General features: G+C 40.9%; 18 protein-coding genes. 8 read left to right on the top strand and 10 right to left on the bottom strand.

Annotated elements, in window-relative coordinates; genetic code table 11:
- Positions 1-11: 11 nt before the first annotated feature.
- A complete protein-coding gene (gene rplC, locus N523_RS0107900; RefSeq protein WP_008108338.1) occupies positions 12-647 on the bottom strand; it encodes a 50S ribosomal protein L3 in 636 nt (211 codons plus the stop codon).
- A gap of 27 nt (positions 648-674) precedes the next feature.
- Positions 675-986 carry a 30S ribosomal protein S10 gene (gene rpsJ, locus N523_RS0107895; RefSeq protein WP_002957900.1) on the bottom strand — a complete coding sequence of 104 codons (312 nt, stop codon included), beginning with the start codon at positions 984-986 and terminating at the stop codon, positions 675-677.
- 427 nt (positions 987-1,413) lie between these two features.
- Between rpsJ and plsB the strand changes: the two genes are divergently transcribed.
- Complete coding sequence (gene plsB, locus N523_RS0107890) at positions 1,414-3,852, top strand: glycerol-3-phosphate 1-O-acyltransferase PlsB (RefSeq protein ID WP_013463779.1); 2,439 nt, start codon at positions 1,414-1,416, stop codon at positions 3,850-3,852.
- Between the two features lie 52 nt (positions 3,853-3,904).
- On the opposite strand, the gene tesB is transcribed toward plsB, so the two are convergent.
- Positions 3,905-4,762: an acyl-CoA thioesterase II gene (gene tesB / locus N523_RS0107885; RefSeq protein WP_013463778.1), complete on the bottom strand. Its 858-nt coding sequence runs from the start codon at positions 4,760-4,762 to the stop codon at positions 3,905-3,907.
- Positions 4,763-4,845: 83 nt separating this feature from the next.
- Between tesB and N523_RS0107880 the strand changes: the two genes are divergently transcribed.
- Positions 4,846-5,301 (top strand): EVE domain-containing protein, encoded by a 456-nt coding sequence (locus tag N523_RS0107880; protein WP_013463777.1) that lies wholly within the window; start codon positions 4,846-4,848, stop codon positions 5,299-5,301.
- Between the two features lie 126 nt (positions 5,302-5,427).
- Positions 5,428-6,459: a hypothetical protein gene (locus N523_RS0107875; protein WP_028835916.1), complete on the top strand. Its 1,032-nt coding sequence runs from the start codon at positions 5,428-5,430 to the stop codon at positions 6,457-6,459.
- A gap of 21 nt (positions 6,460-6,480) precedes the next feature.
- Here the strand turns inward: N523_RS0107875 and N523_RS0107870 are convergent, their stop codons facing one another.
- Entirely contained in the window at positions 6,481-6,672 is a 192-nt protein-coding gene (locus tag N523_RS0107870) for a hypothetical protein (RefSeq protein WP_013463775.1), read from the bottom strand.
- On the bottom strand, positions 6,672-7,739 hold the full coding sequence (locus tag N523_RS0107865; RefSeq protein ID WP_013463774.1) for a potassium channel family protein: 1,068 nt from the start codon (positions 7,737-7,739) through the stop codon (positions 6,672-6,674). The genes N523_RS0107870 and N523_RS0107865 overlap by 1 nt, the downstream gene beginning before the upstream one ends.
- Before the next feature lie 166 nt (positions 7,740-7,905).
- Between N523_RS0107865 and N523_RS0107860 the strand changes: the two genes are divergently transcribed.
- Together N523_RS0107860 and N523_RS0107855 are read left to right on the top strand one after the other, a co-directional pair.
- Positions 7,906-8,853 (top strand): chemotaxis protein CheV, encoded by a 948-nt coding sequence (locus N523_RS0107860; RefSeq protein WP_013463773.1) that lies wholly within the window; start codon positions 7,906-7,908, stop codon positions 8,851-8,853.
- Between the two features lie 170 nt (positions 8,854-9,023).
- Positions 9,024-10,337, top strand: a complete 1,314-nt coding sequence (locus N523_RS0107855) for a short-chain fatty acid transporter (protein WP_028835915.1) — start codon at positions 9,024-9,026, stop codon at positions 10,335-10,337.
- 101 nt (positions 10,338-10,438) lie between these two features.
- Here N523_RS0107855 and N523_RS0107850 read toward each other — a convergent pair whose 3' ends face one another.
- Together N523_RS0107850 and N523_RS0107845 are read right to left on the bottom strand one after the other, a co-directional pair.
- The gene (locus tag N523_RS0107850) at positions 10,439-11,179 is read right to left on the bottom strand and encodes a CPBP family intramembrane glutamic endopeptidase (RefSeq protein WP_028835914.1); all 741 of its coding nucleotides are present in this window, start codon (positions 11,177-11,179) and stop codon (positions 10,439-10,441) included.
- Between the two features lie 174 nt (positions 11,180-11,353).
- Positions 11,354-12,370: a metalloprotease gene (locus tag N523_RS0107845; protein ID WP_028835913.1), complete on the bottom strand. Its 1,017-nt coding sequence runs from the start codon at positions 12,368-12,370 to the stop codon at positions 11,354-11,356.
- A gap of 357 nt (positions 12,371-12,727) precedes the next feature.
- Between N523_RS0107845 and N523_RS0107840 the strand changes: the two genes are divergently transcribed.
- Complete coding sequence (locus tag N523_RS0107840; RefSeq protein ID WP_028835912.1) at positions 12,728-13,945, top strand: EAL domain-containing response regulator; 1,218 nt, start codon at positions 12,728-12,730, stop codon at positions 13,943-13,945.
- On the opposite strand, the gene N523_RS0107835 is transcribed toward N523_RS0107840, so the two are convergent.
- Positions 13,942-15,009 carry a hemolysin family protein gene (locus N523_RS0107835; protein ID WP_028835911.1) on the bottom strand — a complete coding sequence of 356 codons (1,068 nt, stop codon included), beginning with the start codon at positions 15,007-15,009 and terminating at the stop codon, positions 13,942-13,944. The genes N523_RS0107840 and N523_RS0107835 overlap by 4 nt on opposite strands.
- 84 nt (positions 15,010-15,093) lie before the next feature.
- Here N523_RS0107835 and N523_RS0107830 point away from each other — a divergent pair, with 84 nt between their 5' ends.
- Both N523_RS0107830 and N523_RS0107825 read left to right on the top strand, forming a co-directional pair.
- Complete coding sequence (locus N523_RS0107830; RefSeq protein ID WP_028835910.1) at positions 15,094-17,586, top strand: alpha/beta hydrolase family protein; 2,493 nt, start codon at positions 15,094-15,096, stop codon at positions 17,584-17,586.
- Between the two features lie 165 nt (positions 17,587-17,751).
- A complete protein-coding gene (locus N523_RS0107825; RefSeq protein ID WP_013463763.1) occupies positions 17,752-18,456 on the top strand; it encodes a response regulator transcription factor in 705 nt (234 codons plus the stop codon).
- Here the strand turns inward: N523_RS0107825 and N523_RS0107820 are convergent.
- Together N523_RS0107820 and N523_RS0107815 are read right to left on the bottom strand one after the other, a co-directional pair.
- On the bottom strand, positions 18,453-19,964 hold the full coding sequence (locus N523_RS0107820) for a YifB family Mg chelatase-like AAA ATPase (protein ID WP_028835909.1): 1,512 nt from the start codon (positions 19,962-19,964) through the stop codon (positions 18,453-18,455). The genes N523_RS0107825 and N523_RS0107820 overlap by 4 nt on opposite strands.
- A 34-nt stretch (positions 19,965-19,998) precedes the next feature.
- Complete coding sequence (locus N523_RS0107815; protein ID WP_024601286.1) at positions 19,999-20,613, bottom strand: trimeric intracellular cation channel family protein; 615 nt, start codon at positions 20,611-20,613, stop codon at positions 19,999-20,001.
- Between the last annotated feature and the right edge of the window lie 919 nt (positions 20,614-21,532).

The following is a 21,532-nucleotide window of genomic DNA, read 5'->3' as shown; positions in this document are numbered from 1 at the left end:
ATCTCCAGGACTTATGCTTTAACAGCTGGTTTAACGATAACGTCACCGCCGATAGCGCCAGGTACTGCACCTTTAACTAAAAGCAGGTTACGCTCAGCGTCAACGCGAACTAGTTCAAGGTTCTGAGTTGTTACTTGCTCATTACCCATTTGACCGGCCATTTTCTTACCTTTAAACACCTTACCAGGTGATTGGTTTTGACCGATTGAACCAGGAGCACGGTGAGATAGAGAGTTACCATGTGTAGCGTCTTGCATGCTGAAATTCCAGCGCTTAACACCACCTTGGAAACCTTTACCTTTAGAAGTACCGGTTACGTCAACTTTGTTGATTTCGTTGAATAATTCAACCGTAAGCTCTGCGCCTACTTCAAAATCGCCTTCACCACCATTTAGGCGGAATTCCCACAGACCGCGACCCGCTTCAACACCAGCTTTAGCGAAGTGACCCGCTGTTGCTTTGTTTACACGGCTTGCTTTTTTAGTGCCTGCGGTTACTTGAAGCGCGTTATAACCGTCTGTTGCGTCAGATTTGATCTGAGCAATGCGGTTAGGAGTCGCTTCAATAACTGTCACAGGGATAGATACACCATCTTCAGTGAAGATACGTGTCATACCCACTTTACGACCGACTAGACCTAATGCCATTTTCCTAAAACCTCTCTAATCTTCCGATTAACCCAGGCTGATTTGAACATCAACACCAGCAGCAAGGTCTAAACGCATAAGTGCGTCTACAGTCTTGTCAGTTGGTTCTACGATGTCGATCAGACGTTTATGGGTGCGGATCTCGTACTGATCACGCGCGTCTTTATTAACGTGCGGTGATGTAAGTACAGTAAAACGTTCAAAGCGTGTAGGTAGTGGAATTGGACCACGTACTTGTGCGCCAGTGCGTTTCGCAGTTTCCACGATTTCCGCCGTTGATTGGTCAATCAAACGGTGGTCAAAAGCTTTTAGGCGAATACGAATGCGTTGATTTGACATTCTTAAACCTCAATATAAAGAGCATTTAAAGAGCATAAAAAAACGACCGAAACAATCTTAATAATTAAGATGCCGGTTGTTAGATTATATCTACGTTGAGTTCCAAATCGGAACTCCTGTTTATTAGCTTGAAATCCAAGCTTAATTTATTCTTTCTTGTTCCCGAGGGAATTTTGAAAGCCTGCGTATTATAATGATGCTGGTGATAAATGCAACAACTATTTAGACATAATTGCTTTGCAATTGTCGTTTAAAAAATAGCTAAGTTTATTAATAGTGAACGTAATGGAAGTGATGATGTCACTATAATGTCATAGCTTGTCGATTAATCTGCAGAGGATCTTTGCGATAATATGTTATCCTATGCGCTAATTTTGCTGTTATATACCCATATTGGTTTGGGTAACTACTCTCTTATGGTGAGTCAATGCGTATTTTAAATTATGGTTTAAATCTTATCTCTGGTGGTATTAGCCGTTTGTTTGTTAAAAGCAAAGTACTGCCTGAGAAGCCGTTAGAGCAATTTGAGTTAAACCCTAAAAACCCGACCTTTTATATAGTGCGTTTAAATTCACGCTTTGATTTAGCGGCACTCGCGCGCGTATGTAAACGAAATGGCTTGCCCGACCCTACCGAGCAGCAAGTGTTAGGTGACCAAGCGTTAGATCGTTTTATTGGCATTAAAAACCCACCACCGTTATTTGGTAATAAAGAAAAGCCTACCAACGCATTAGATCAGGGCAAGCAAATCATTGAGCACTTATTAAATAGTGGCCAAAAAAATGTGCAGGTTGTGCCTGTGACTATTTTATGGGGCAGAGCACCGGGTAAAGAGAAGCCAGGACTGAGCACTTTACTTTCGCACTCACTTACGCCCAGCTGGTTTAGAAAAATATTTGTTGTACTTTTTTCAGGTAGAGACAACTTTATTCGTTTTAGCCAACCACTTGATTTATCACTACTGGTGAACGAAAAAGCCGATGTAAATGAACTTCCTCATAAACTACTTCGCGTAGCTAGAGTACACTTTAAGCGCCAGAAGCTGGCTGCCACAGGGCCTAAAATCCCATCTCGAGATCAATTATTTAGCTCACTACTGGCATCCCCAACGATAAAAAAAGCGATTCAAACTGAAGCGTCTGAAAAAAATATTAGCCAAGCCCAAGCGCGACAAAACGCATTAAAGCTTCTTGATGAAATTGCTGCTAATTACAGCGACGCCACCATTCGCGTTGCCGATCGCATATTAACCTGGCTTTGGAACAAGCTGTATAATGGGATTGATATAAAGTACACCGAGCAAATCCATGACCTAACCAACAAGGGCCATGAAATAATCTACATGCCGTGTCATCGTAGTCATATGGATTACTTGCTACTGACCTACTCTATTTACCATCAAGGGCTTGTTCCACCGCATATTGCAGCGGGTATTAACTTAAACTTTTTCCCAGCCGGTGGCATATTCCGCCGCAGTGGCGCGTTTTTTATTCGCCGCTCGTTTGCTGGTAACAAACTTTACTCAGCGGTATTTAAAGAATACTTAAGCCAGTTATTTATCAAAGGTTACTCGGTAAAGTTTTATACCGAGGGTGGGCGCAGCAGAACGGGACGTTTACTACCCCCTAAAACCGGCATGCTCGCAATGACAATGCAAGCCATGTTGCGCGGTATAGACAGACCTATATCTATTGTGCCGGTATATATTGGTTACGAGCACGTCATGGAAATCAATACCTACTTAAAAGAACTTGCGGGTAATGATAAAAAAGGCGAGTCGATATTAGGTATTTTTAAAGCGATTAAGAATTTAAAAAACTATGGTCGTGGTTATTTAAACTTTGGCGACCCTATTTCTATCAATCAGTATTTAAATGATAACCAGCCTGACTGGCGTGAATCAATTCATGCAACCGATGTGCAAAAACCACAATGGTTAGGGCCGCAGGTGGCTAATCTTGCTGATCAGGTTATGGTTAAAATTAACAATGCCGCCGCACTTAACTCAGTTAACTTACTGGCGATGATACTGCTGGTAAACGATAAGCAGGCATTGAGTAAGCCAAAGCTGTTAGCTCAGCTTGAGTTTTACTTACGATTGCAACGTGAAGCCAGCTATAGCAGTAAAATAACCGCACCAGATGAAACACCAGAGCAGCTACTTGAACATGCCTTAAAGCTTAATAAGTTTGACGTGATCAGTGATGAGTTTGGCGAAATAATTGCGATAAGCGATAAAGAAAAAACCTTATTCAACTACTACCGTAATAACATTTTACATATTTTTGCGGTACCTAGTTTAGTGGCGCTGCATTTATTTAAGCAACATCAAAGCACCGTAACTCAGTGCCATCAGCTGGTGAAATCTTTTTATCCATTGTTTGCTAAAGAGTGGTACTTGCAAGAGTTAGATGAGAGCTACGTTACTCGTATTTTAACTAACTTTAGTGATCAAGGCTTAATTGCGCTTGATGGTGATAACATTAAAGTGACTCAAAATAACGATAGCTTTGCCAAACTCGAAATGCTCGGTCGTGCATTGAGCTTTACTTTGCAACGTTATGCAATTGTGATTGGCTTTATTCAAACCAGCCAAGGGATTGAAAAAGCAGAGCTTGAACGTGAAAGCTATGTGCTGGCGCAGCGCTTGGGTACGTTACATGGCATTAAAACGCCGGAGTTTTTTGATAAGAAGGTACTCAGTAGCTTTATTTCAAACCTACGCGAACAAAAGCTGATTAGTGAGTCAGACAGTGGCTTACAAGGCAGCTCAGCGTTGTGCGAGACTTACAAGCAACTACAAACGCTATTACCGGCACGTATTTGGCAGTCAATAACAGATATTGTGCACGCTCAATGCAAGTAAAATAAAGCCATACCCACTATATTAAAGGTATTCAATATAGTGGGTATTAGGATTAGCGCTGGCGCATTACCCCTTCTTGAATAGTAGAGGCTACCAAGTTTCCTTGGCGGTCAAAAAACTGCCCACGTACCAGCCCTCTTCCTGAGCTCGCGCTTGGGCTATCAATAGTATACAAAATCCAATCATCCATTCTAAACGGACGATGAAACCACATAGCATGGTCAATCGTCGCCACTTGCATATTCGGCTGCATAAACGATACGCCATGTGGTTGTAATGCGGTTGGTAAAAATTCAAAGTCGGACGCATACGCTAATAAATAGTTATGAATACGTTGATCGTCAGGCATATCGCCATTGGCTTTAAACCAAATATGTTTTACTGGTTCGATGGCTTCTGGTTTAAAGGGGTTATGAAAATTCACTGGGCGCATTTCAATCGGCATTTCACGAATAAATTTATTACGGATAGCTTCTGGAATATGCTGTGCATTTTCTTGATAAAACTCTAATGAAGAACGTAGCTCTTCAGGGGCAGGAACATCTGGCATGGTCGCTTGATGCGATAACCCTTGTTCATCACCTTGAAACGACGCCGTCATGTAAAAAATAGGCTTACCGTACTGAATCGCGCTAACACGACGCGTACTAAAACTTTTACCATCGCGAATCGTTTCAACGTCATACACTATCGGCTTTGCAGCATCGCCTGGGCGTAAAAAGTAAGAATGTAATGAGTGAACAATTCGCCCCGCTGGCAGTGTTTCTTTGGCTGCTGAAAGCGCTTGCCCCATAACTTGACCGCCAAACACCGCTCTAAAACCTAAGTCTTGGCTTTGTCCTCGGTATAAACCTTGTTCAATTTCTTCAAGTGATAACAACGACAATAAATCATCTAATACTTGGCTCATTATTTCTTCCTCAATCCCCTAATTTCTAAATGATACTATACAATACTGGAAAAATACCAACACACTGAGTGAGGAAAACTAATATGGCTTTTTGGCTATTTAAAACCGAACCCGACGCCTTTTCAATTGATGACTTAAAGTATGCACCTGAACAAACCACGTTATGGGAAGGCGTGCGAAACTACCAAGCGCGTAACTTTATCCGCGATGATGTTAAACAAGGTGATTTAGTGATGATTTATCATTCTAGCTGTAAACAGGTTGGTGTTGCGGGAATAGGAATTGTCACTAAAGCCGCTTACCCTGATCCGACTCAGTTTGACTTAAGTAGCGATTATTATGATGCCAAAGCAACCGTTGAGACCCCCCGTTGGTTTGTGGTGGAAGTAACCTACCATTCTCATCTCAGTAGCATAGTGAGCTTGCAAGCAATTAAGGCAAATGAGTCAGTGACAGACATTGCACTTAAAAAAGGGGGACGTTTATCGGTCATGCCAGTGACCGAAAATGACTGGAATGAAATTTTGAACATGGCTTAATAGTCGCAAAGGTAACATACATTTTGCCATTAAAAAGGCACTCCACCAGCGCAGCATAGCTTGGCTCAATTTCTCTTATGCCCTCAGATTTGCTATGATCTGCGGCTTGTGCGCACTGGAGGAAAAATGAAATTACTATACTGGTTAGATGAATGGTTAACTCTCAGCGATAATGAGAAGCAAGCAAAACTACCTACCTCTGGTGGGGATTTACTCGGTGATGTGTATGTAAAATATCACTTTGTTGATCTCAACAAACCCTTACTTTTTACTTTTTCACCTGCCGGTACTGATGTACAAGAGCGTGATTTGAACGAAGACTTTGCACCTTGGGGCTATCATTTAGCACAAAAGCAAAACGTTAATATTATTGCGTTTCAGCATTTGGGTAAAAGTAATTGGTTTCGTAACCGCAATTTAATCTTTTTTATTGAGCAACTATCAACCCTACTCTCTCCTTTTGAAACCAAGCTAGGCTATGGACTTAGTCGTGGCGGCTTTGCTGTGGGTGCATTTGCTAAATTACTCAAACTCGACAAAGTACTGCTTTTCCATCCTGTTAGCACTAAAAACAAACTTATCGCCCCTTGGGATGACCGCTCAAGTACCGACATTGCCCAGCAATATGACTGGCAAGGTGACTACCATGATTTAGATTTAGGGGATGCACAGGGCTACATTATTTACGACCCAACCAACCGCATTGACCGCCAACACGCTAAACGCTACCAGCAGCTCACTCACTTACGCGTATTTGGGATGGGGCACGGCACCCATGCCACTTATTTAAATAAGTTTGGGTTTTATAAACAAGTGGCTGTTGATTTTATTGCTAATCAACAAATCGACATTGCACAATTTAGGCTACAAACAAAAACACTGCGTTTAAAAGAGGATTATTATAAAAAACTTAATAAAGCCAATGCTAATTCGCCGCATCGTCAAGCGTTATTAAGTACCGCTCACACTATTTTAATCGACGAAAAAGCAGCGCACGTGCAAGAGCACCAAGAAAAAATTGATATTCAACCTTTAATAGACGTAGCCATTAAGCATCAAGATGAAAATCCAAATGATGCCATTAAACTATTAGAAGTGGCTCAACAGCTAGCGCCAGACGACCCGCTGGTTGAGCATAAGCTGAGACAATTAGAATAAGTAACAAAAGGTACTCATTCATTACTTTTTCTTGGCGTGCCCTTGCTTGGGCACAATCGAAAAGTAAAGAATCAGCGCTATCCACGAAAAGAAGATAGCGCCTACTAGCCAGCCATTTTTTTCATGGCCTTGGCTACGCTTACTGTTAAGAATTATCATAATAGGGAAAATATAAGCACATAAAACGATAATTAAAAACGCAATTTCAGTCATTATTTTTCCAAGCTAGGCCAGTCAACTTCATTACTCAATACTCGCTCTTGCGCAATGTAATGCAAAATATCTCCGGCGTTTACTGCATAATCTAAAGGCGGATTTAAATCCATATTTTTTGCACTTAAATTATGAGCCACACCTAACAATATTGCATCATGATCGTACTTAAAGTGATGAAATAATTTACCAAACTCCATGGTTTTTACATTACTAGGGATTTGTAAACTAAACTGCGTATCACCGTGCAAGGTTGATAATAGTTCCTCTTGTACACGACTTGAGCCTGGGTCTTGCATTGAGCGCACTAAAATCTCTGCCGATTTAGTACTGCTACACTCTACGTTGTGGCAATGCTCTAATAACATTTCAACTTTTGTCTCATCAAAAAAGTGTGCACTTATGTGACAATCTTCTTTGACTAAACGGCTAATACGCAGTGCGGTGGTAAATGTTTGGTCGTCATCTTGGCCATCAATAATCACTTTATCGGCGTGGCGAATGGCAACGCGCTCTAATTCATCCAAATCGGTGAAACTGGTTAGGCGAGCAAAATCAACATTCTCATTACTTAAAAACGGATGCTCTATTTGTTCAGTAACCGCTAATAAAATACGGCGATCTGTCCGCTTAGTATCAGCCAAAATGTAGTCGATCATTTTTTTGGTACGAGCATTATGCCAACCAAAAATAATAATATGATTGCTACTGTGAGCAAAGTTTTTATCACCAGTCATAGCGCGCCTAATTAAGTAAGTTACTGTTTGTCCTGTTTTACCCAACAAGACACCAAATAAAGCCAAACCAAAAGGTATTTGTATTAATGCGACAATCCATCGACCTAAGTCAGTTGATGGACTTAAATCCCCATACCCTACCGTTGAAGTGGTTACCGTGTAGTAGTAAAAAAAAGTACCCGGTGAAAGCAGTGCCTGCTCATTTGCCACTAACAATAAGCACCAAGTAAGCAGCATATGTAAGGATGTTGCTATTACAACAGACTGCCAACTTACCTGATCAATATGGCTGCGCAACAGCACAACAATACGTTTAAAAATATGATGCATAATTTTTTGTTAATCGATTGATTATTTAAATCATTTAGTAACACGATACTGCACATGATAACACTTAAGCAACGTTTTACTGTAATCGAAATATTCACGGTTCGTTATGAAGAAAAATAAGAGTAAACTATAATTATAAAGTTATGAGGAAAAATATGGGTCTATTATGTCAGGTGTTTTAGCGTCAGTTGATCAGCGTACTCAGCTTGTAGGCGAAAATCGTTTAGAGTTGCTACTTTTTTATTTGCATAGCCGCCATTTATTTGCACTCAATGTATTTAAAATAAAAGAAGTGGTAAAGCTTCCCCGTTTAAGCAAAATACCGCACTCTCACCCTAAGGTAACCGGTGTAGCCAATATACGCGGTGAATCTATCCCAGTGATTGACCTTCGCCAAGCCATTTCTATGGCTAAAAAAGAATATGGTGAAGATTGTAATCTGGTCATAACTGAATATAACCGTACCACACAAGGTTTTTTAATTGGCAAGGTTGATCAAATCATGAATATGACCTGGTCTGACATTATGCCGCCCCCCAGCTCTGTGGGTAAAAATCATTATATTACGGCACTAACTAAAGTACAGCGTGATGGCCAAGAGCAATTAGTTGAAATTATTGATGTAGAAAAAGTACTCGCTGAAATAGTTGAGTACGAGGTCAATATTACTGATGGGGTGTTGGATGAAACCATCGTAAACGAATTTGCAGGACGCAAAATATTGCACGCCGATGATTCGCCAACAGCACGTAAACAAGTTAGCGATACGTTATCGCAGCTTGGTATCGAAATTATTCCTGCCAGTAACGGTCTAGAAGCCCTACAAATGCTCAAAAGCTGGGCTGATGAAGGACGCGATGTTGAAAAAGAGCTGCTAATGGTGATTACCGATGCCGAAATGCCTTCGATGGATGGCTATCGCTTAACCTATGAAATACGTAACGACAATCGCTTAAAAAACTTACATGTGGTGCTTAACACGTCCCTGAGTGGTAGCTTCAACCAAGCCATGGTGGAAAAAGTAGGCTGTAATGCATTTTTATCAAAATTTCAGCCCGACTTACTCGTTCAAGAAGTACAAAATCGCTTAAAGCAAGTGCTTGGTGATTCTTAATTGAGCATAACTAGCAAATACCGACCAAGGTAAGTATTTGCTAGCGACATTCCCTCATCAACAACCTTTAAAAAGTCTGCTTTACTGAGCGTTTATTCAAAGCGGTGTTTGCTAATCCTAAGATTTCATGATTAATTAACAAATAAGTTTTCACTAACTCGTTATTAATTATGCTTAATAAAGTTGCCAGTCCATTTACCAAGCTCGTCGAGCGCTACTTACCCGACCCATTTATATTTGTTATTTTGCTCACCATTATTACTTTAGTCATTGCGAATTTAGCGACCCCTGCAACCACACTTAAGGTAATAACATCATGGGGTAGCGGGTTTTGGAACTTACTGAGCTTTGCCATGCAAATGCTGTTGGTATTAGTAACAGGCTACATGCTTGCCAGTACCTCGTTAATAAGTATGTTACTAACAAAATTAGCAACGCTTGCTAATACGGCCCCAAAAGCCATTATTTTAGTGACATTTATTTCGCTTTTAGCAAGCTGGCTAAATTGGGGGTTTGGCTTAGTGATTGGGGCTTTATTTGCTAAAGCTATTGCTAAACAGACTCGAGTGGATTACCGACTATTAGTAGCAAGTGCTTACTCAGGTTTTGTAGTATGGCACGGCGGATTGGCAGGCTCCGTACCACTCACCATTGCCAGCGAAGGGCATTTCTCACAGGCAACTATGGGTATTATTGGCACACAGCAAACCTTATTCGCAGGCTTTAACATTGCGATTCTGATTGGCTTATTTATTATTATGCCGCTGGTTAACCGATACATGCTACCGAATGAAAAAGACAGTGTTTATGTTGACCCATCACTGCTTGAAAACACACCACCTGATAAAGTAACAATAACACGCCCTGCTCAGCATTTAGAACAAAGTAAGCTATTAGGTATGGGCATTGGTTTAATCGGACTTGCCTACTTAGGTTATTACTTTTTCATCGCAGGTGGCGGCTTAAACCTCAATAGTGTAATTGCCCTGTTTTTGTTTATGGCAATCACTCTGCATCAAACACCCTATAATGTGCTTAATAGCTTGCAACAAGCGATTCCGAGTGGCGCAGGAATTGTAATTCAGTTCCCTTTTTATGCTGGCATTATGGCGGTCATGGTAGATACTGGACTGGCGCAACAAATATCACAGGGCTTTATAGCCATAGCGGATGCCGATAGCTTGCCATTTTACAGTTTCATTAGTGCAGGACTCGTTAATATGTTTGTGCCCTCAGGTGGCGGACAATGGGCGGTACAAGCGCCTATTGTTATCCCTGCAGCACAAGAGCTTGGTGCAGATATGGCGCGGGTTGCTATGGCTGTGGCGTGGGGAGATGCGTGGACTAATTTAATTCAACCCTTTTGGGCATTACCGGTATTAGCCATTGCAGGGTTAAAAGCTAAAGACATTATGGGCTTTTGCGTGGTACAGCTGATTATTACTGGGGTGTTTATATCCTTGATGCTAAGTTTTTATCCATGAGTATTTTGGTAATAAATAGGCGCGATTTTATATCGCGCTTGCTAGCTGCAAACCAAAAGAACTAAGTAAGAAAGTAAAGTTAACTGATAAGTCATTTAATCTCACCAAATAGTCTCACCTAGTGCTAATAAATTACAGATCATGTGAGCGATAATGCAATACCACAAGTTACCCGATAGATGACGAATTAATCCCATCAAGCAAGAAAACACAAACAGAGAAATAAAAATTTCAACTTGATCATACTGCCCATGTAACAATGTAAACACGATACTTGGGATAATAATTGCGCCAATAGCTCCCAAGGCTGTTTTTTTCAGCCTGTAGAATGCTACTCCTCGAAAAACTACTTCCTCAAATATAGGCCCAATAAATACTACGGCTAAAAACAGCATAATTTTAGCTAAAAGCGAGTTTGTTTGTGCTTCAACTTCTAACATAAAATCTGGCAAGGCGACTTCCATAAAGCCAAAAAGCCATTGTTCCAGTAAAACGTAAGCCGCTGTTAATAGCACTGTAATGATTAAAGGAAAAAGAGCCACCTTCTCTATTGCTAAACGCCCAATAACTTCGCTTTTATTTTGCGCATCAAGAGTAGACTTTAAAAATGGCAGCGTAAGTACAGCAGTGAGGAAGGTAGATATAAAAACTAAGCCGGGATTCGAATCTAGTTGCTCTAAATAAGTAATGTCATTTAATAATAATGCCCCACCACCCGATAAAAAAATAATCAAGTATGAAGCCATTGGGAGCGCCAGTGAAAAAAAGGCCAACCAATAAAGCGTGTACAATAAAGATTCCACTGTACTTTGATTTACTTGTTGTTTTATCGCATCATCCATAATTTTATCAGCTCACGGCTTCTTGTTATTTTTCATTCTGAGGGATAGTACCATACCAATTCCCCCATTAAGAAACAAACCAAAACTAACATCTTGCCATCGCCACACAAACCTTAAAAAATACCGTGCAAAAAACAGCATGGTGAGCAAAATTCGATCTGCCATACTGTTTTTTTAGCTCGATAAGATTTTCATTGGCAAGCTTAAAATGGCGTTTTCAGAGTCAGCAAAGTGCATCATCACTGCTACATGGCCAGCAACCACCAGCGCATACATGACCGCTGAAAAGCCTTGGCCATATTTATCTAATGGCAATAAATGCGAGTAATGACGGCCGCGCCATTCAAACACAATTTCCAGCGCCCCAACAAACAAAAAGAACACTAATAACATTAAACCAAAGGTATAACTTAACCATAAGCCAAATAACACACCCAATAAACATACACTCAGCCCCACCCATGAACGCATTGAAAAGCTAATACTTTTTAAAACATGTCCGCCATCAAGCGGTAAAATAGGCAGTAAGTTAAATAAGTTAAGCAGTGCACTAAGTACCGCAACGCCTGCAAATATTTCCATTTCTGTGGCGTAATAAAGCACCACGCCTAACACTGAGGTAAACAAACCAAAGGCAGGGCCCATTAGTGAGATCACCACATCTTGCCAGCGCGTAGTTATTTTATCGTCGCTAACGGCTAACCCGCCTACAAAAGGAATTAAATAAATGCCTTTGGTTTTTATCCCAAAATACTTCATAGCTCGTACGTGGCCATATTCGTGTACCACCAGGCAAGCAATCAGCATTAACGCAAATTCAATGGTAAACAGCCAAGCATAACCGGCCACCGATGCGCTCGCTAGGGCCACTTTAACCACCTTAGCACTTTTAAATAACTTAAAACCTAGCGCCGCAAGCCCCAAAAAGCCTTTTTTAGATTCGCCTTGCGCCGCCACAGGCAAAGCTAACTGAGTGGCAAACTGATTATCTACAAATAGCGCAATACTCTGTTGGTTAACGTCACTGCTATCAATACCAATTAGCTGCTCATCAAGCATAAACTCAACATAGTTTTCACGTGGATTTTCAAATGCAATCGCTTGCTGATCATGAAATATTTTTACAATTTGTTGCTTATCTAGCATAAGCGTAAACGGTTGTTCGGCTAGATTCAGATCGATTTTTATCATTGTTATATCAGTTCGCTTAATTAGGGGCGCTATTTTGAGGCAGAAAAATCCAGTCGATAGCAAGGCAAAAACTTCGTTATTTAGTTGCTTTAAAGAAGAATTTTTTAACGCAGCTCGCGTCTGACTTGCTCCCTCAAAATGATTAAGTATTATTGCGGATTGGTATTATAACCATTATAAATTATGGCGCTAATATATCTACCCATCTAAAAAACACGAGCAAGATAGAATAATTTATCGATTGGATTTTGCTGATATTTAAAATTTAAAACAGCAATAAATACTGACAAAAACAATTCAAGCGACTATTTTTAAAACAGAAGGATATAAATTACGACCGTTAAGTTAAGGACAACAATGCACACAAAATTACCAAACATACTCGTTGTCGATGACTCAAAAGCCATTTTGATTGTCATGAAAGCTATTTTTAATGAACTCGAAATGTCGCAATCCACAACCACCTGTTTAAACCCTGTTAAAGCACTTGAAAAAGTAAAAGCTGATATAAACTATTTTGATGCCATATTTACCGATCTTAATATGCCAGAAATGGATGGCATGGAGCTGATCCGTAACTTAGGTGAAATAGGCTATTGCGGTGCAATTGTTATTATTTCTGAAATGGACCCGAAAATAATCAGCCTAGCCGCTGACCTCGCTAAACAGCACAATGTGCATTTAATTGGCAACCTATCTAAGCCTGTGCAACTCAATCAGGTAAATACGTTACTGACCAAAATCGCTCAGTTAAACAGCCACACACTTGTAAAAGAGCGCCCAATCACTAAAGAAAAACTAATTAAAGCATTAAAAAATAATGAAATAACACCTTACTATCAACCTAAAATAAATATAAACACCAATCAAATACAAAGTGTTGAAGTGCTGGCTCGCATTGTTTCAAGTAAAGACGAGCGAGTTATTTTACCAAGCCGTTTTATCAGCCTGGCTGAGCAATGCGATTTAATCAATGACATTACGTTTACGCTATTTGAAAAAGCCTGTGGTGACATCAAGCAACTAAAAGAGCAGCTGGGTACAAATTTGAAATTGTCATTTAACTTATCGCCGTGTCAGTTAGATGATTTAAACAGCCCCAATAAGTTATTACAGCTTCTACAAAAACATGATGTTTTACCTAGTGATGTGGTGCTTGAAATAACCGAGCAGCATGCCCTTTCAAGCTACACTCAACTCGAAACCTTAAATAGATTAAGAATATTCGGCTTTGGTATTTCACTCGATGACTTTGGCACTGGTTTTACTAATATTAACCAACTGAAACAGCTGCCATTTACAGAAGTAAAAATAGATCGCTCTTTTATTAGCCACATAGAAACCGATAAGTTTTCTCAAGTGGTAGTCAGTTCACTCATTAATATGACAACCCAAGAGCAGCTTGAATTAGTGGCCGAAGGGGTTGAGCGCCCCGAAGAGCTGGCCTACCTCAAGCATTATCAAACAAATTTAGCTATACAGGGCTTTTTATTTAGTTGCCCAAAAGCAAAAGCTGAATTTATCTCGTGGGCCCAACACTGGATAAAAACAGCTGCTAAAACAAAAAACAGCTAACGAGATTCATTATCGTCGGCGCTGACGATATGCTCACTATCAGCTAAACGCTGGTGCCAACGCTGCTTTGCTACGGCGCGCATATTGGTTGATTGATCTCGCTCATCCACAATTTCTAAGCCCATTAACGCTTCTATCATATCCTCGAGCGTTACAATTCCTTGCACATCACCGTATTCGTCAATCACTAAGCAAATGTGGGTACGTTGGGTGAGCAATGTTTGTAATAGCGACGATACATTTTGGGTGCTCGGTACCGTATAGATAGGTTTAACTAACTTACTAATTTTGTAATCTGTGCCTAACCGATGATATGCCAACATAATATCGTTTTTATGTACAAAGCCTATGATATCGTCAGCGTCTTTGTCATAAATTAGCACTCGAGAGAATGACGACGAACCGTGTTCACTCAAGTATTGATTAACGGTAAGATCTTTATGGATTTTAAAAATGACCGTACGCGGTGTCATTAAATCGGTTAGTTTTGCATGCCTAAAGTGCAGCAAGTTACGAATGATTTCTGATTCATCAGCATGAAGCGCCCCAGACTCACTACCAATGTCGGCCATTGCTTCTATTTCTTGGCGAATATAATAGGCCTCATTATGCTTTTGACCCATCAAATTAGTTAGCTTTTGTGCTGCCCAAACAAAAGGCTTAAGGACTAGTACCAAAATACGTAAACCATAAGTCACACTAGGCGTTAAAGCACGCCAATAATTAGCCCCCAGCGTTTTAGGAATAATTTCAGATAACACCAGTACCAATAAAGTCATAATCGCAGACGCAATCCCCACAGCCGCATCTGAAAACACCACGGCAGCCTGTGCGCCCACGCCCGCAGCACCAGCAGTATGTGCAACAGTATTAAGTGTTAAAATAGCCGCTAATGGCTGATCGATATTACTTTTTAGCTTCTCTAGTTGCTTAGCCAGTACTGGCCGCTCTTTACGAAGCAGCGCAACATAACTAGGTGAAATGCTCAATAGCACCGCTTCCATGACAGAACATAGAAACGAAATCACAATCGCTGTAACCATGTAAACGATTAATAGTGTCACTTTTTTTCCTCTAAATTGGATATATGAGCATCATAACAATACATGCTATATTTGGCCAAATCTCCAATAATAATAGGCATAGCAATGAATTTAAGCGCACCTTGGCATCGTTACGCAAAACGTTTTACTCACTTGGCAGCCCTACTCACATTAAGTAGTTTGAGTTTAACGGCATTAGCTGCCCCACTCGATCAATCAAAAATTCAGTTTATCGGGCCTCTTGCAGAAGACATGCAAGCAAAGCCATTTCAAACACCGCATGGCGACGTAATTATCAATAATCTGCTTGCACAACTTGAATCAAACAAAGAAAGCTTTGTTGTGTTTGGTAAAAAGCACAAGTGGCAACCACTTGATAAAATTAACGCGCTTACTTTAGGCGGTTTACAAGCACTTAAATTTAATATTGAAACTAACCGATTTACTCAAGGCTCCTTAAACATTAAAGGAATAGAGCAAGGCCAGGTTTTTATTAACGGTGAGAAACAAAGTGGTGAAAACCAACGCTATCAGCTTGCTTTAAATAACGGCTCACACACCGTTATTGTCATTGCTCAACAGGTTGCTAATTGGAATGATGTCACCTTAGAGTTTGTGCCAAAAGCAGAAACTGACGCCGTGACCCTAACGACAAATAAAACCAAGCGCTTATCGGCTAAGCAATTGTTTGACGCCCCAACTATTAGCGGCTTGTCTTTGTCACCTGATGCTAAGCATTACTTAAGTACAACAAAGCGTTACAGCGATAAAACAGGCAACGACGCCATTACCACAACCGAGCTTAAAAATACTAATAACCAAACGGTATACCGATTTGAAGAAGCGCAGCCTAGCCAATTCACTTGGAGTCCTGATAATCAATTTTTAGTCTATTTACTCAACGGCGAATTAAAGCAGTTAAACCGTAAAACTTTCGCTATAAAAACCTTAGCCTCAGGCCTTGAGGGGGCAAGCAACTTTAGCTATTACAACGATAATAGTATTCTTTTTAGCTGGTCCAAATCACCTGAAGAAACCAATAGCCTCACTAAACATCATAAAGGCTTGCAAGACCGTTGGTCTTACGCCCGTACGGTTAGCCAATTATATTTACTCGATACCCACAGTGGTTTAACCAAAGCCCTGACCGAAGGCGTATTAAGCCATCAACTTGAAGATGCTAATAGCAACCGTGGAAAACTATTAATAAGTCGTCCAGTAATGGCCATGCAAGCCTCAACCCATCCAGAGACTGAGCTGGTTGAACTTACATTAAAATCCAACAGCATAAAATCGTTAGGTAAGTTTAAAACCTTTAATCAAGCGAAATATACCGCAAACAATATTTATGTTGTTGCAGGCCCTGATTTTAAAAATGGCGCAGGCAGAGTACTACCGCAAACCATGCTGGCGAATAATTATGATGGCCAGCTGTATTTACTAACCGATAACGCTAAAAAAGTAACGGCGTTAAGTAAACAGTTTGACCCTGCGATTGGCACATTGGAAGTACTAAGCAATGGCGATGCGTTAATCAAAGTGACAGAAAAAGACACCCAACCACTGTATTTATATGATCTGAGTAAACAACGCTTTAAAAAGTTAGATACAGGGTTTGATATTGTAGAACAGTTTAGTTTTTCAAATACTCGCAATACCCAGCTACTGCTCTCTGGCAGTAATGCTTCAAGCGCCCAACAACTCAAGCGCTTTGACGTAAGCAAAAATAAGGTGGAGTTAATCTGGGATTCAAACCCGATTGCATATGCCAATACCACGATTCCTAAGCTTGAAGAATTTAACTTTACCAATAAGCGTGGCGTAGAAATATCTGGTCGTGTTTATCTGCCAAGTAATATTGATAAAACTAAAAAGCATCCAGCTCTGGTCTATTACTATGGTGGCACCTCACCTGTGACTCGTGGATTTACAGGGCGTTACCCTTTTAATTTATGGGCAGCAAACGGCTATGTGGTTTATGTGGTACAGCCAACTGGTGCAACGGGCTTTGGACAAACTTTTTCAGCGCAACATGTCAATGCGTGGGGCGATTATACCGCCGATGACATTATGCAAGGCACAGAGGCATTTTTAGCTAAATATGATTTTGTAGACAGAAGTAAAGTCGGTAATTTAGGGGCATCTTACGGTGGGTTTATGACGATGCTGCTTGCTACTAAAACCGATATGTTCAGCGCGTCTATTGCTCATGCGGGAATTTCAAACTTAACTTCTTACTGGGGTGAAGGATGGTGGGGATATTTATACTCAGGCGAAGCCTCTAAAAATAGTTTCCCGTGGAATAACTCTGAACTTTATAGCCAACATAGCCCAGTGTTTCATGCCGATAAAGTGACCACGCCATTACTGCTTATTCATGGTGACAGCGATACGAATGTGCCAGTAGGTGAAAGCTTAACTATGTACACCGCGCTAAAACTGCTAAATAAAGATGTTGAAATGATTGAGTACAAAGGAGCCGATCATCAAATATTTGCTCGCGATAAGCGCTTTAATTGGTGGAACACTATGTTGGCTTACTTTGATAAAAAGTTAAAAAATGAACCACAATGGTGGGATTCAATGTACGGCCAGTAGTCATTTAAATGCGCACTTAAAATAATTTATAAAAAGTGCGCAATACAAAGGTAATTTCATTATTCTTTTTTGTAATATAAAGTTACCGAAAAAAATTAAACTCTGTGTTATGCATGTAACGAATAATGCTAACATGCAAGGCTACTATTAAAAAAATAACAGACTATGGCAATTAATGTTTTATTGGTTGAAGATGACGAGCTGCTAGTAAAGCGCATCCAAAATCATTTTATAAATACCGAGTTCTCTATTGACGTTGACGCAACGGGTGCCGATGCTTTAAGCATGGTCAAAAGCCGTGTAAATCAGCGCAGTGCTATTTCCTTGGCAATTATTGATATTGTGCTGCCAAAGCGCAATGGTTTACAACTTGCCAAAGAGTTAAATACGCTCACCGATATTGGTGTTATTTTGTTATCGAGTCGTGACTCACAAGCTGATCGTATTGCTGGTCTTGCTCAAGGTGCCGATGACTATATTTGCAAGCCTGTCGATTTACTCGAGCTTGAGTTGAGAATGCGCGCTTTATACAAACGTATTGCAAACAATCAACACGACGATGACAGTGAAGAGTTTATCGAATACGCTGATTTTAAACTCCATCCAGATAACCGCACACTCATTACAGCCAGTGGGATTGAATCACGGCTCACCGAAGCAGAGCATAAAGTGCTTATTTGTTTAATCGGCAATGCCGGTAAAGCCACTTCACGTGAAAAAATATCAGAAGAAATTGGCCAGCCTGATTGGAGCCCCAACGATCGTACCGTAGACGTGTTAGTGGGTCGTTTACGTAAAAAGCTTAACGATGAGAAAGATCAAAAACGCATCGTCACCGTGCGTGGTAAAGGCTATATGCTATCTATTTAGTATTGGGTTAACTGCGATAATAAACGCTCAAATGCCCGATAATTAAGCGCTTCTTTAAGCTCATTTAAACTAATTTGTGGCGCGCCTTTTAAATCACTAATGGTACGCGCTACTTTTATCACTCTATGATAAGAGCGCGGCGATAACGCCAGCTTTTCACTGGCTCTAGCTAAAAACTGTAGCTCCGCAGCGGGTAACTCGCAGTATAAGCTCATTTCTTTGTTATTTAGCCGCGCATTCACTTTACCTTGGCGTTTTAATTGTATTGCATAAGCCGCTTCTACTCGCGCTCTCACTTCAGCACTGGTTTCTTCTGTGGTCGTACTTTGTAGCTCCACGCTGCTTAGTCTAGGGAGCTCAATTTGCAAATCAATTCTATCGATAAACGGTCCCGATACCCGCGATAAATAACGCATCACTTGATCAGGGGTCGCCCGTTTATCATGATGGCACCCAGTCGGGCTGGGATTAAGTGCTGCAATAAGCTGAAACTGTGCCGGAAATTCCATTTGTCTTGCCGCGCGCGAAATCGTCACGGTTCCGGTTTCCATTGGTTCTCGTAACGAGTCCAGTACTTTGCGCTCAAATTCAGGCAGCTCATCTAAAAATAATACGCCATTGTGCGCTAACGATATTTCACCGGGTTTAGGGTTAGACGAACCGCCTACCAGCGCAACTGCAGAGCAAGTGTGATGAGGATTTCGAAATGGTCGCTGACGCCAGTTGGTTAAATCGATTGAGTGGCCAATAATGGAATACAAAGCGGCAGTATCAATGGCTTCATCATCTGACATGGTTGGCATTATTGTAGACATTCGTTGCGCAAGCATTGATTTGCCGGTTCCTGGTGGCCCTAAAAATAGTAGGTTATGTCCACCTGCGGCAGCAATTTCTAGTACTCGTTTAGCACCGGGTTGGCCTTTTACATCACTTAAATCGAGTAAAAAATCTGGCGCTTGGGTACAGTCAGGGTAGGCAATATTCAATGGTAAAGGTTGTTGGTTGAGTAAGTCTCCCCACACCTCTTGTATAGAGCTTACCGCTTTTCGTTTTACACCGCTGACAAGGCTGGCCAAACTATCGTTTTCAAGAGGAAGAAAGCAACAACGGTTTTGCTCTTTAGCACCGAGCACTGAGGGTAAAATAGCATTCACTGCACGTATTTCACCATTAAGTGCAAGCTCACCATAAAACTCATACTTATGAATATCAGGGCAGACTATTTGCCCCGATGCGACCAAAATGCCTACCGCAATCGCAAGGTCAAACCGCCCGCCGTCTTTTGGTAAATCGGCAGGTGCTAAATTAACGGTGATACGTTGATCGGGAAATCCAAATTGAGAGTTTTCAAGGGCGCTGCGTACTCTATCCTTGGCCTCTTTAACCGATGCTTCGGGTAAGCCGACAATATGAAATGCAGGTAAACCATTCCCTAAATGCACTTCAACCATAACCTCGGGGGCATTAATTCCTACTTGTGCGCGAGAAAATATACGGGCTAACGACATTCCTTATCCTAGTTAACTGCTGTATTAAACCAGTTTAGTCAGGATATTTAAAAACATGTAATATAATCTTCCATTTAATGGCCGAAAAGCGCAGCAATAAGGTCATTAACATACTCAAGATCATCGCCACTTCCACCGTTAAAGATAGGTTTATAGCTAAGGTATACACAATACCACCAGCAATACAGGTAATAGCATAGAGCTCACCTTTGAGGAGCATAGGAATATCGCGAGCAAGCACATCGCGAATCAATCCACCAAAACAGGGGGTGATCACCGCCATAATAATAACCGTCATATCAGGCATACCGGCCAATTGCGCTTTTTGTGCTCCCATTACCGCAAAAAAGGCTAAACCAAATGCATCGGCTGTTTGTAAAACATAATAAGGAATCGATTTTTGTTTATTGATCAGTCGTGTTGTAACAAGCACTGCGGCTAAAATAGCATAGAAGTAGCTTTGATCGTGTAACCAAAACACGGGTTGATCGAGTATCACATCGCGAACAGTACCGCCGCCAATAGCCGTAACGGTTGCAAGCACAACCACACCAAAGCCATCCATTTTCTTTTCATAGGCAACCAAGGTGCCCGATATAGCAAATACCGCTACGCCAATTAAATCAAACCAGTGATAGAGTTCAGTCATAATTTTGATTACAAAAAGTTTTAAAGAGTTTAACGCATAGCATACTAAATATTCAGTAATAACACTTTCAAAAAGTAGAATTAGAAAAGAACAGCAGGTATACGTGTTAAAAATAGCGTGAGGGAATATGAATTTTAGGCATAAAAAAACACGCTTTAGCGTGTCGATTTAATAAAACATGTTATTTCAGTGGTTGCGGGAGCTGGATTTGAACCAACGACCTTTGCTGGCTAATGGAGAGCTGAGTCCGACGCGCTTTTAGACGCACTGAATTTTAGGCATAAAAAAACACGCTTTAGGCGTGTCGATTTAATAAAACATGTTATTTCAGTGGTTGCGGGAGCCGGATTTGAACCAACGACCTTTGCTGGCTAATGAAGAGCTGAGACCGACGAACTACCCATTTCACTGAATTTTAAGCATAAAAAAACACGCTTTAGGCGTGTTGCTTTACTATAACTGTTTATTTCAGTGGTTGCGGGAGCCGGATTTGAACCAACGACCTTTGCTGGCTAATGAAGAGCTGAGACCGACGAACTACCCATTTCACTGAATTTTAAGCATAAAAAAACACGCTTTAGGCGTGTTGCTTTACTATAACTGTTTATTTCAGTGGTTGCGGGAGCCGGATTTGAACCAACGACCTTTGCTGGCTAATGAAGAGCTGAGACCGACGAACTACCCATTTCACTGAATTTTAAGCATAAAAAAACACGCTTTAGGCGTGTTGCTTTACTATAACTGTTTATTTCAGTGGTTGCGGGAGCCGGATTTGAACCAACGACCTTTGCTGGCTAATGAAGAGCTGAGACCGACGAACTACCCATTTCACTGAATTTTAAGCATAAAAAAACACGCTTTAGGCGTGTTGCTTTACTATAACTGTTTATTTCAGTGGTTGCGGGAGCCGGATTTGAAC

This window comes from Pseudoalteromonas sp. 23_GOM-1509m, assembly GCF_000518425.1.
GTDB lineage: Bacteria > Pseudomonadota > Gammaproteobacteria > Enterobacterales > Alteromonadaceae > Pseudoalteromonas > Pseudoalteromonas tetraodonis.
This window is presented reverse-complemented; position numbering and strand designations above follow the sequence as displayed.

Excerpts from the sequence above, each read along its gene's own strand:
- N523_RS0107845 (WP_028835913.1), bottom strand. The coding sequence starts at position 12,370 with ATGATAAAAATCGATCTGAATCTAGCCGAACAACCGTTTACGCTTATG.
- N523_RS0107850 (WP_028835914.1), bottom strand. The coding sequence starts at position 11,179 with ATGGATGATGCGATAAAACAACAAGTAAATCAAAGTACAGTGGAATCT.
- rpsJ (WP_002957900.1), bottom strand. The coding sequence starts at position 986 with ATGTCAAATCAACGCATTCGTATTCGCCTAAAAGCTTTTGACCACCGT.
- N523_RS0107825 (WP_013463763.1), top strand. The coding sequence starts at position 17,752 with ATGGCAATTAATGTTTTATTGGTTGAAGATGACGAGCTGCTAGTAAAG.
- N523_RS0107870 (WP_013463775.1), bottom strand. The coding sequence starts at position 6,672 with ATGACTGAAATTGCGTTTTTAATTATCGTTTTATGTGCTTATATTTTC.
- tesB (WP_013463778.1), bottom strand. The coding sequence starts at position 4,762 with ATGAGCCAAGTATTAGATGATTTATTGTCGTTGTTATCACTTGAAGAA.
- N523_RS0107820 (WP_028835909.1), bottom strand. The coding sequence starts at position 19,964 with ATGTCGTTAGCCCGTATATTTTCTCGCGCACAAGTAGGAATTAATGCC.
- N523_RS0107880 (WP_013463777.1), top strand. The coding sequence starts at position 4,846 with ATGGCTTTTTGGCTATTTAAAACCGAACCCGACGCCTTTTCAATTGAT.
- N523_RS0107815 (WP_024601286.1), bottom strand. The coding sequence starts at position 20,613 with ATGACTGAACTCTATCACTGGTTTGATTTAATTGGCGTAGCGGTATTT.
- N523_RS0107830 (WP_028835910.1), top strand. The coding sequence starts at position 15,094 with ATGAATTTAAGCGCACCTTGGCATCGTTACGCAAAACGTTTTACTCAC.
- N523_RS0107860 (WP_013463773.1), top strand. The coding sequence starts at position 7,906 with ATGTCAGGTGTTTTAGCGTCAGTTGATCAGCGTACTCAGCTTGTAGGC.
- N523_RS0107875 (WP_028835916.1), top strand. The coding sequence starts at position 5,428 with ATGAAATTACTATACTGGTTAGATGAATGGTTAACTCTCAGCGATAAT.
- N523_RS0107855 (WP_028835915.1), top strand. The coding sequence starts at position 9,024 with ATGCTTAATAAAGTTGCCAGTCCATTTACCAAGCTCGTCGAGCGCTAC.
- rplC (WP_008108338.1), bottom strand. The coding sequence starts at position 647 with ATGGCATTAGGTCTAGTCGGTCGTAAAGTGGGTATGACACGTATCTTC.
- N523_RS0107840 (WP_028835912.1), top strand. The coding sequence starts at position 12,728 with ATGCACACAAAATTACCAAACATACTCGTTGTCGATGACTCAAAAGCC.
- N523_RS0107865 (WP_013463774.1), bottom strand. The coding sequence starts at position 7,739 with ATGCATCATATTTTTAAACGTATTGTTGTGCTGTTGCGCAGCCATATT.
- plsB (WP_013463779.1), top strand. The coding sequence starts at position 1,414 with ATGCGTATTTTAAATTATGGTTTAAATCTTATCTCTGGTGGTATTAGC.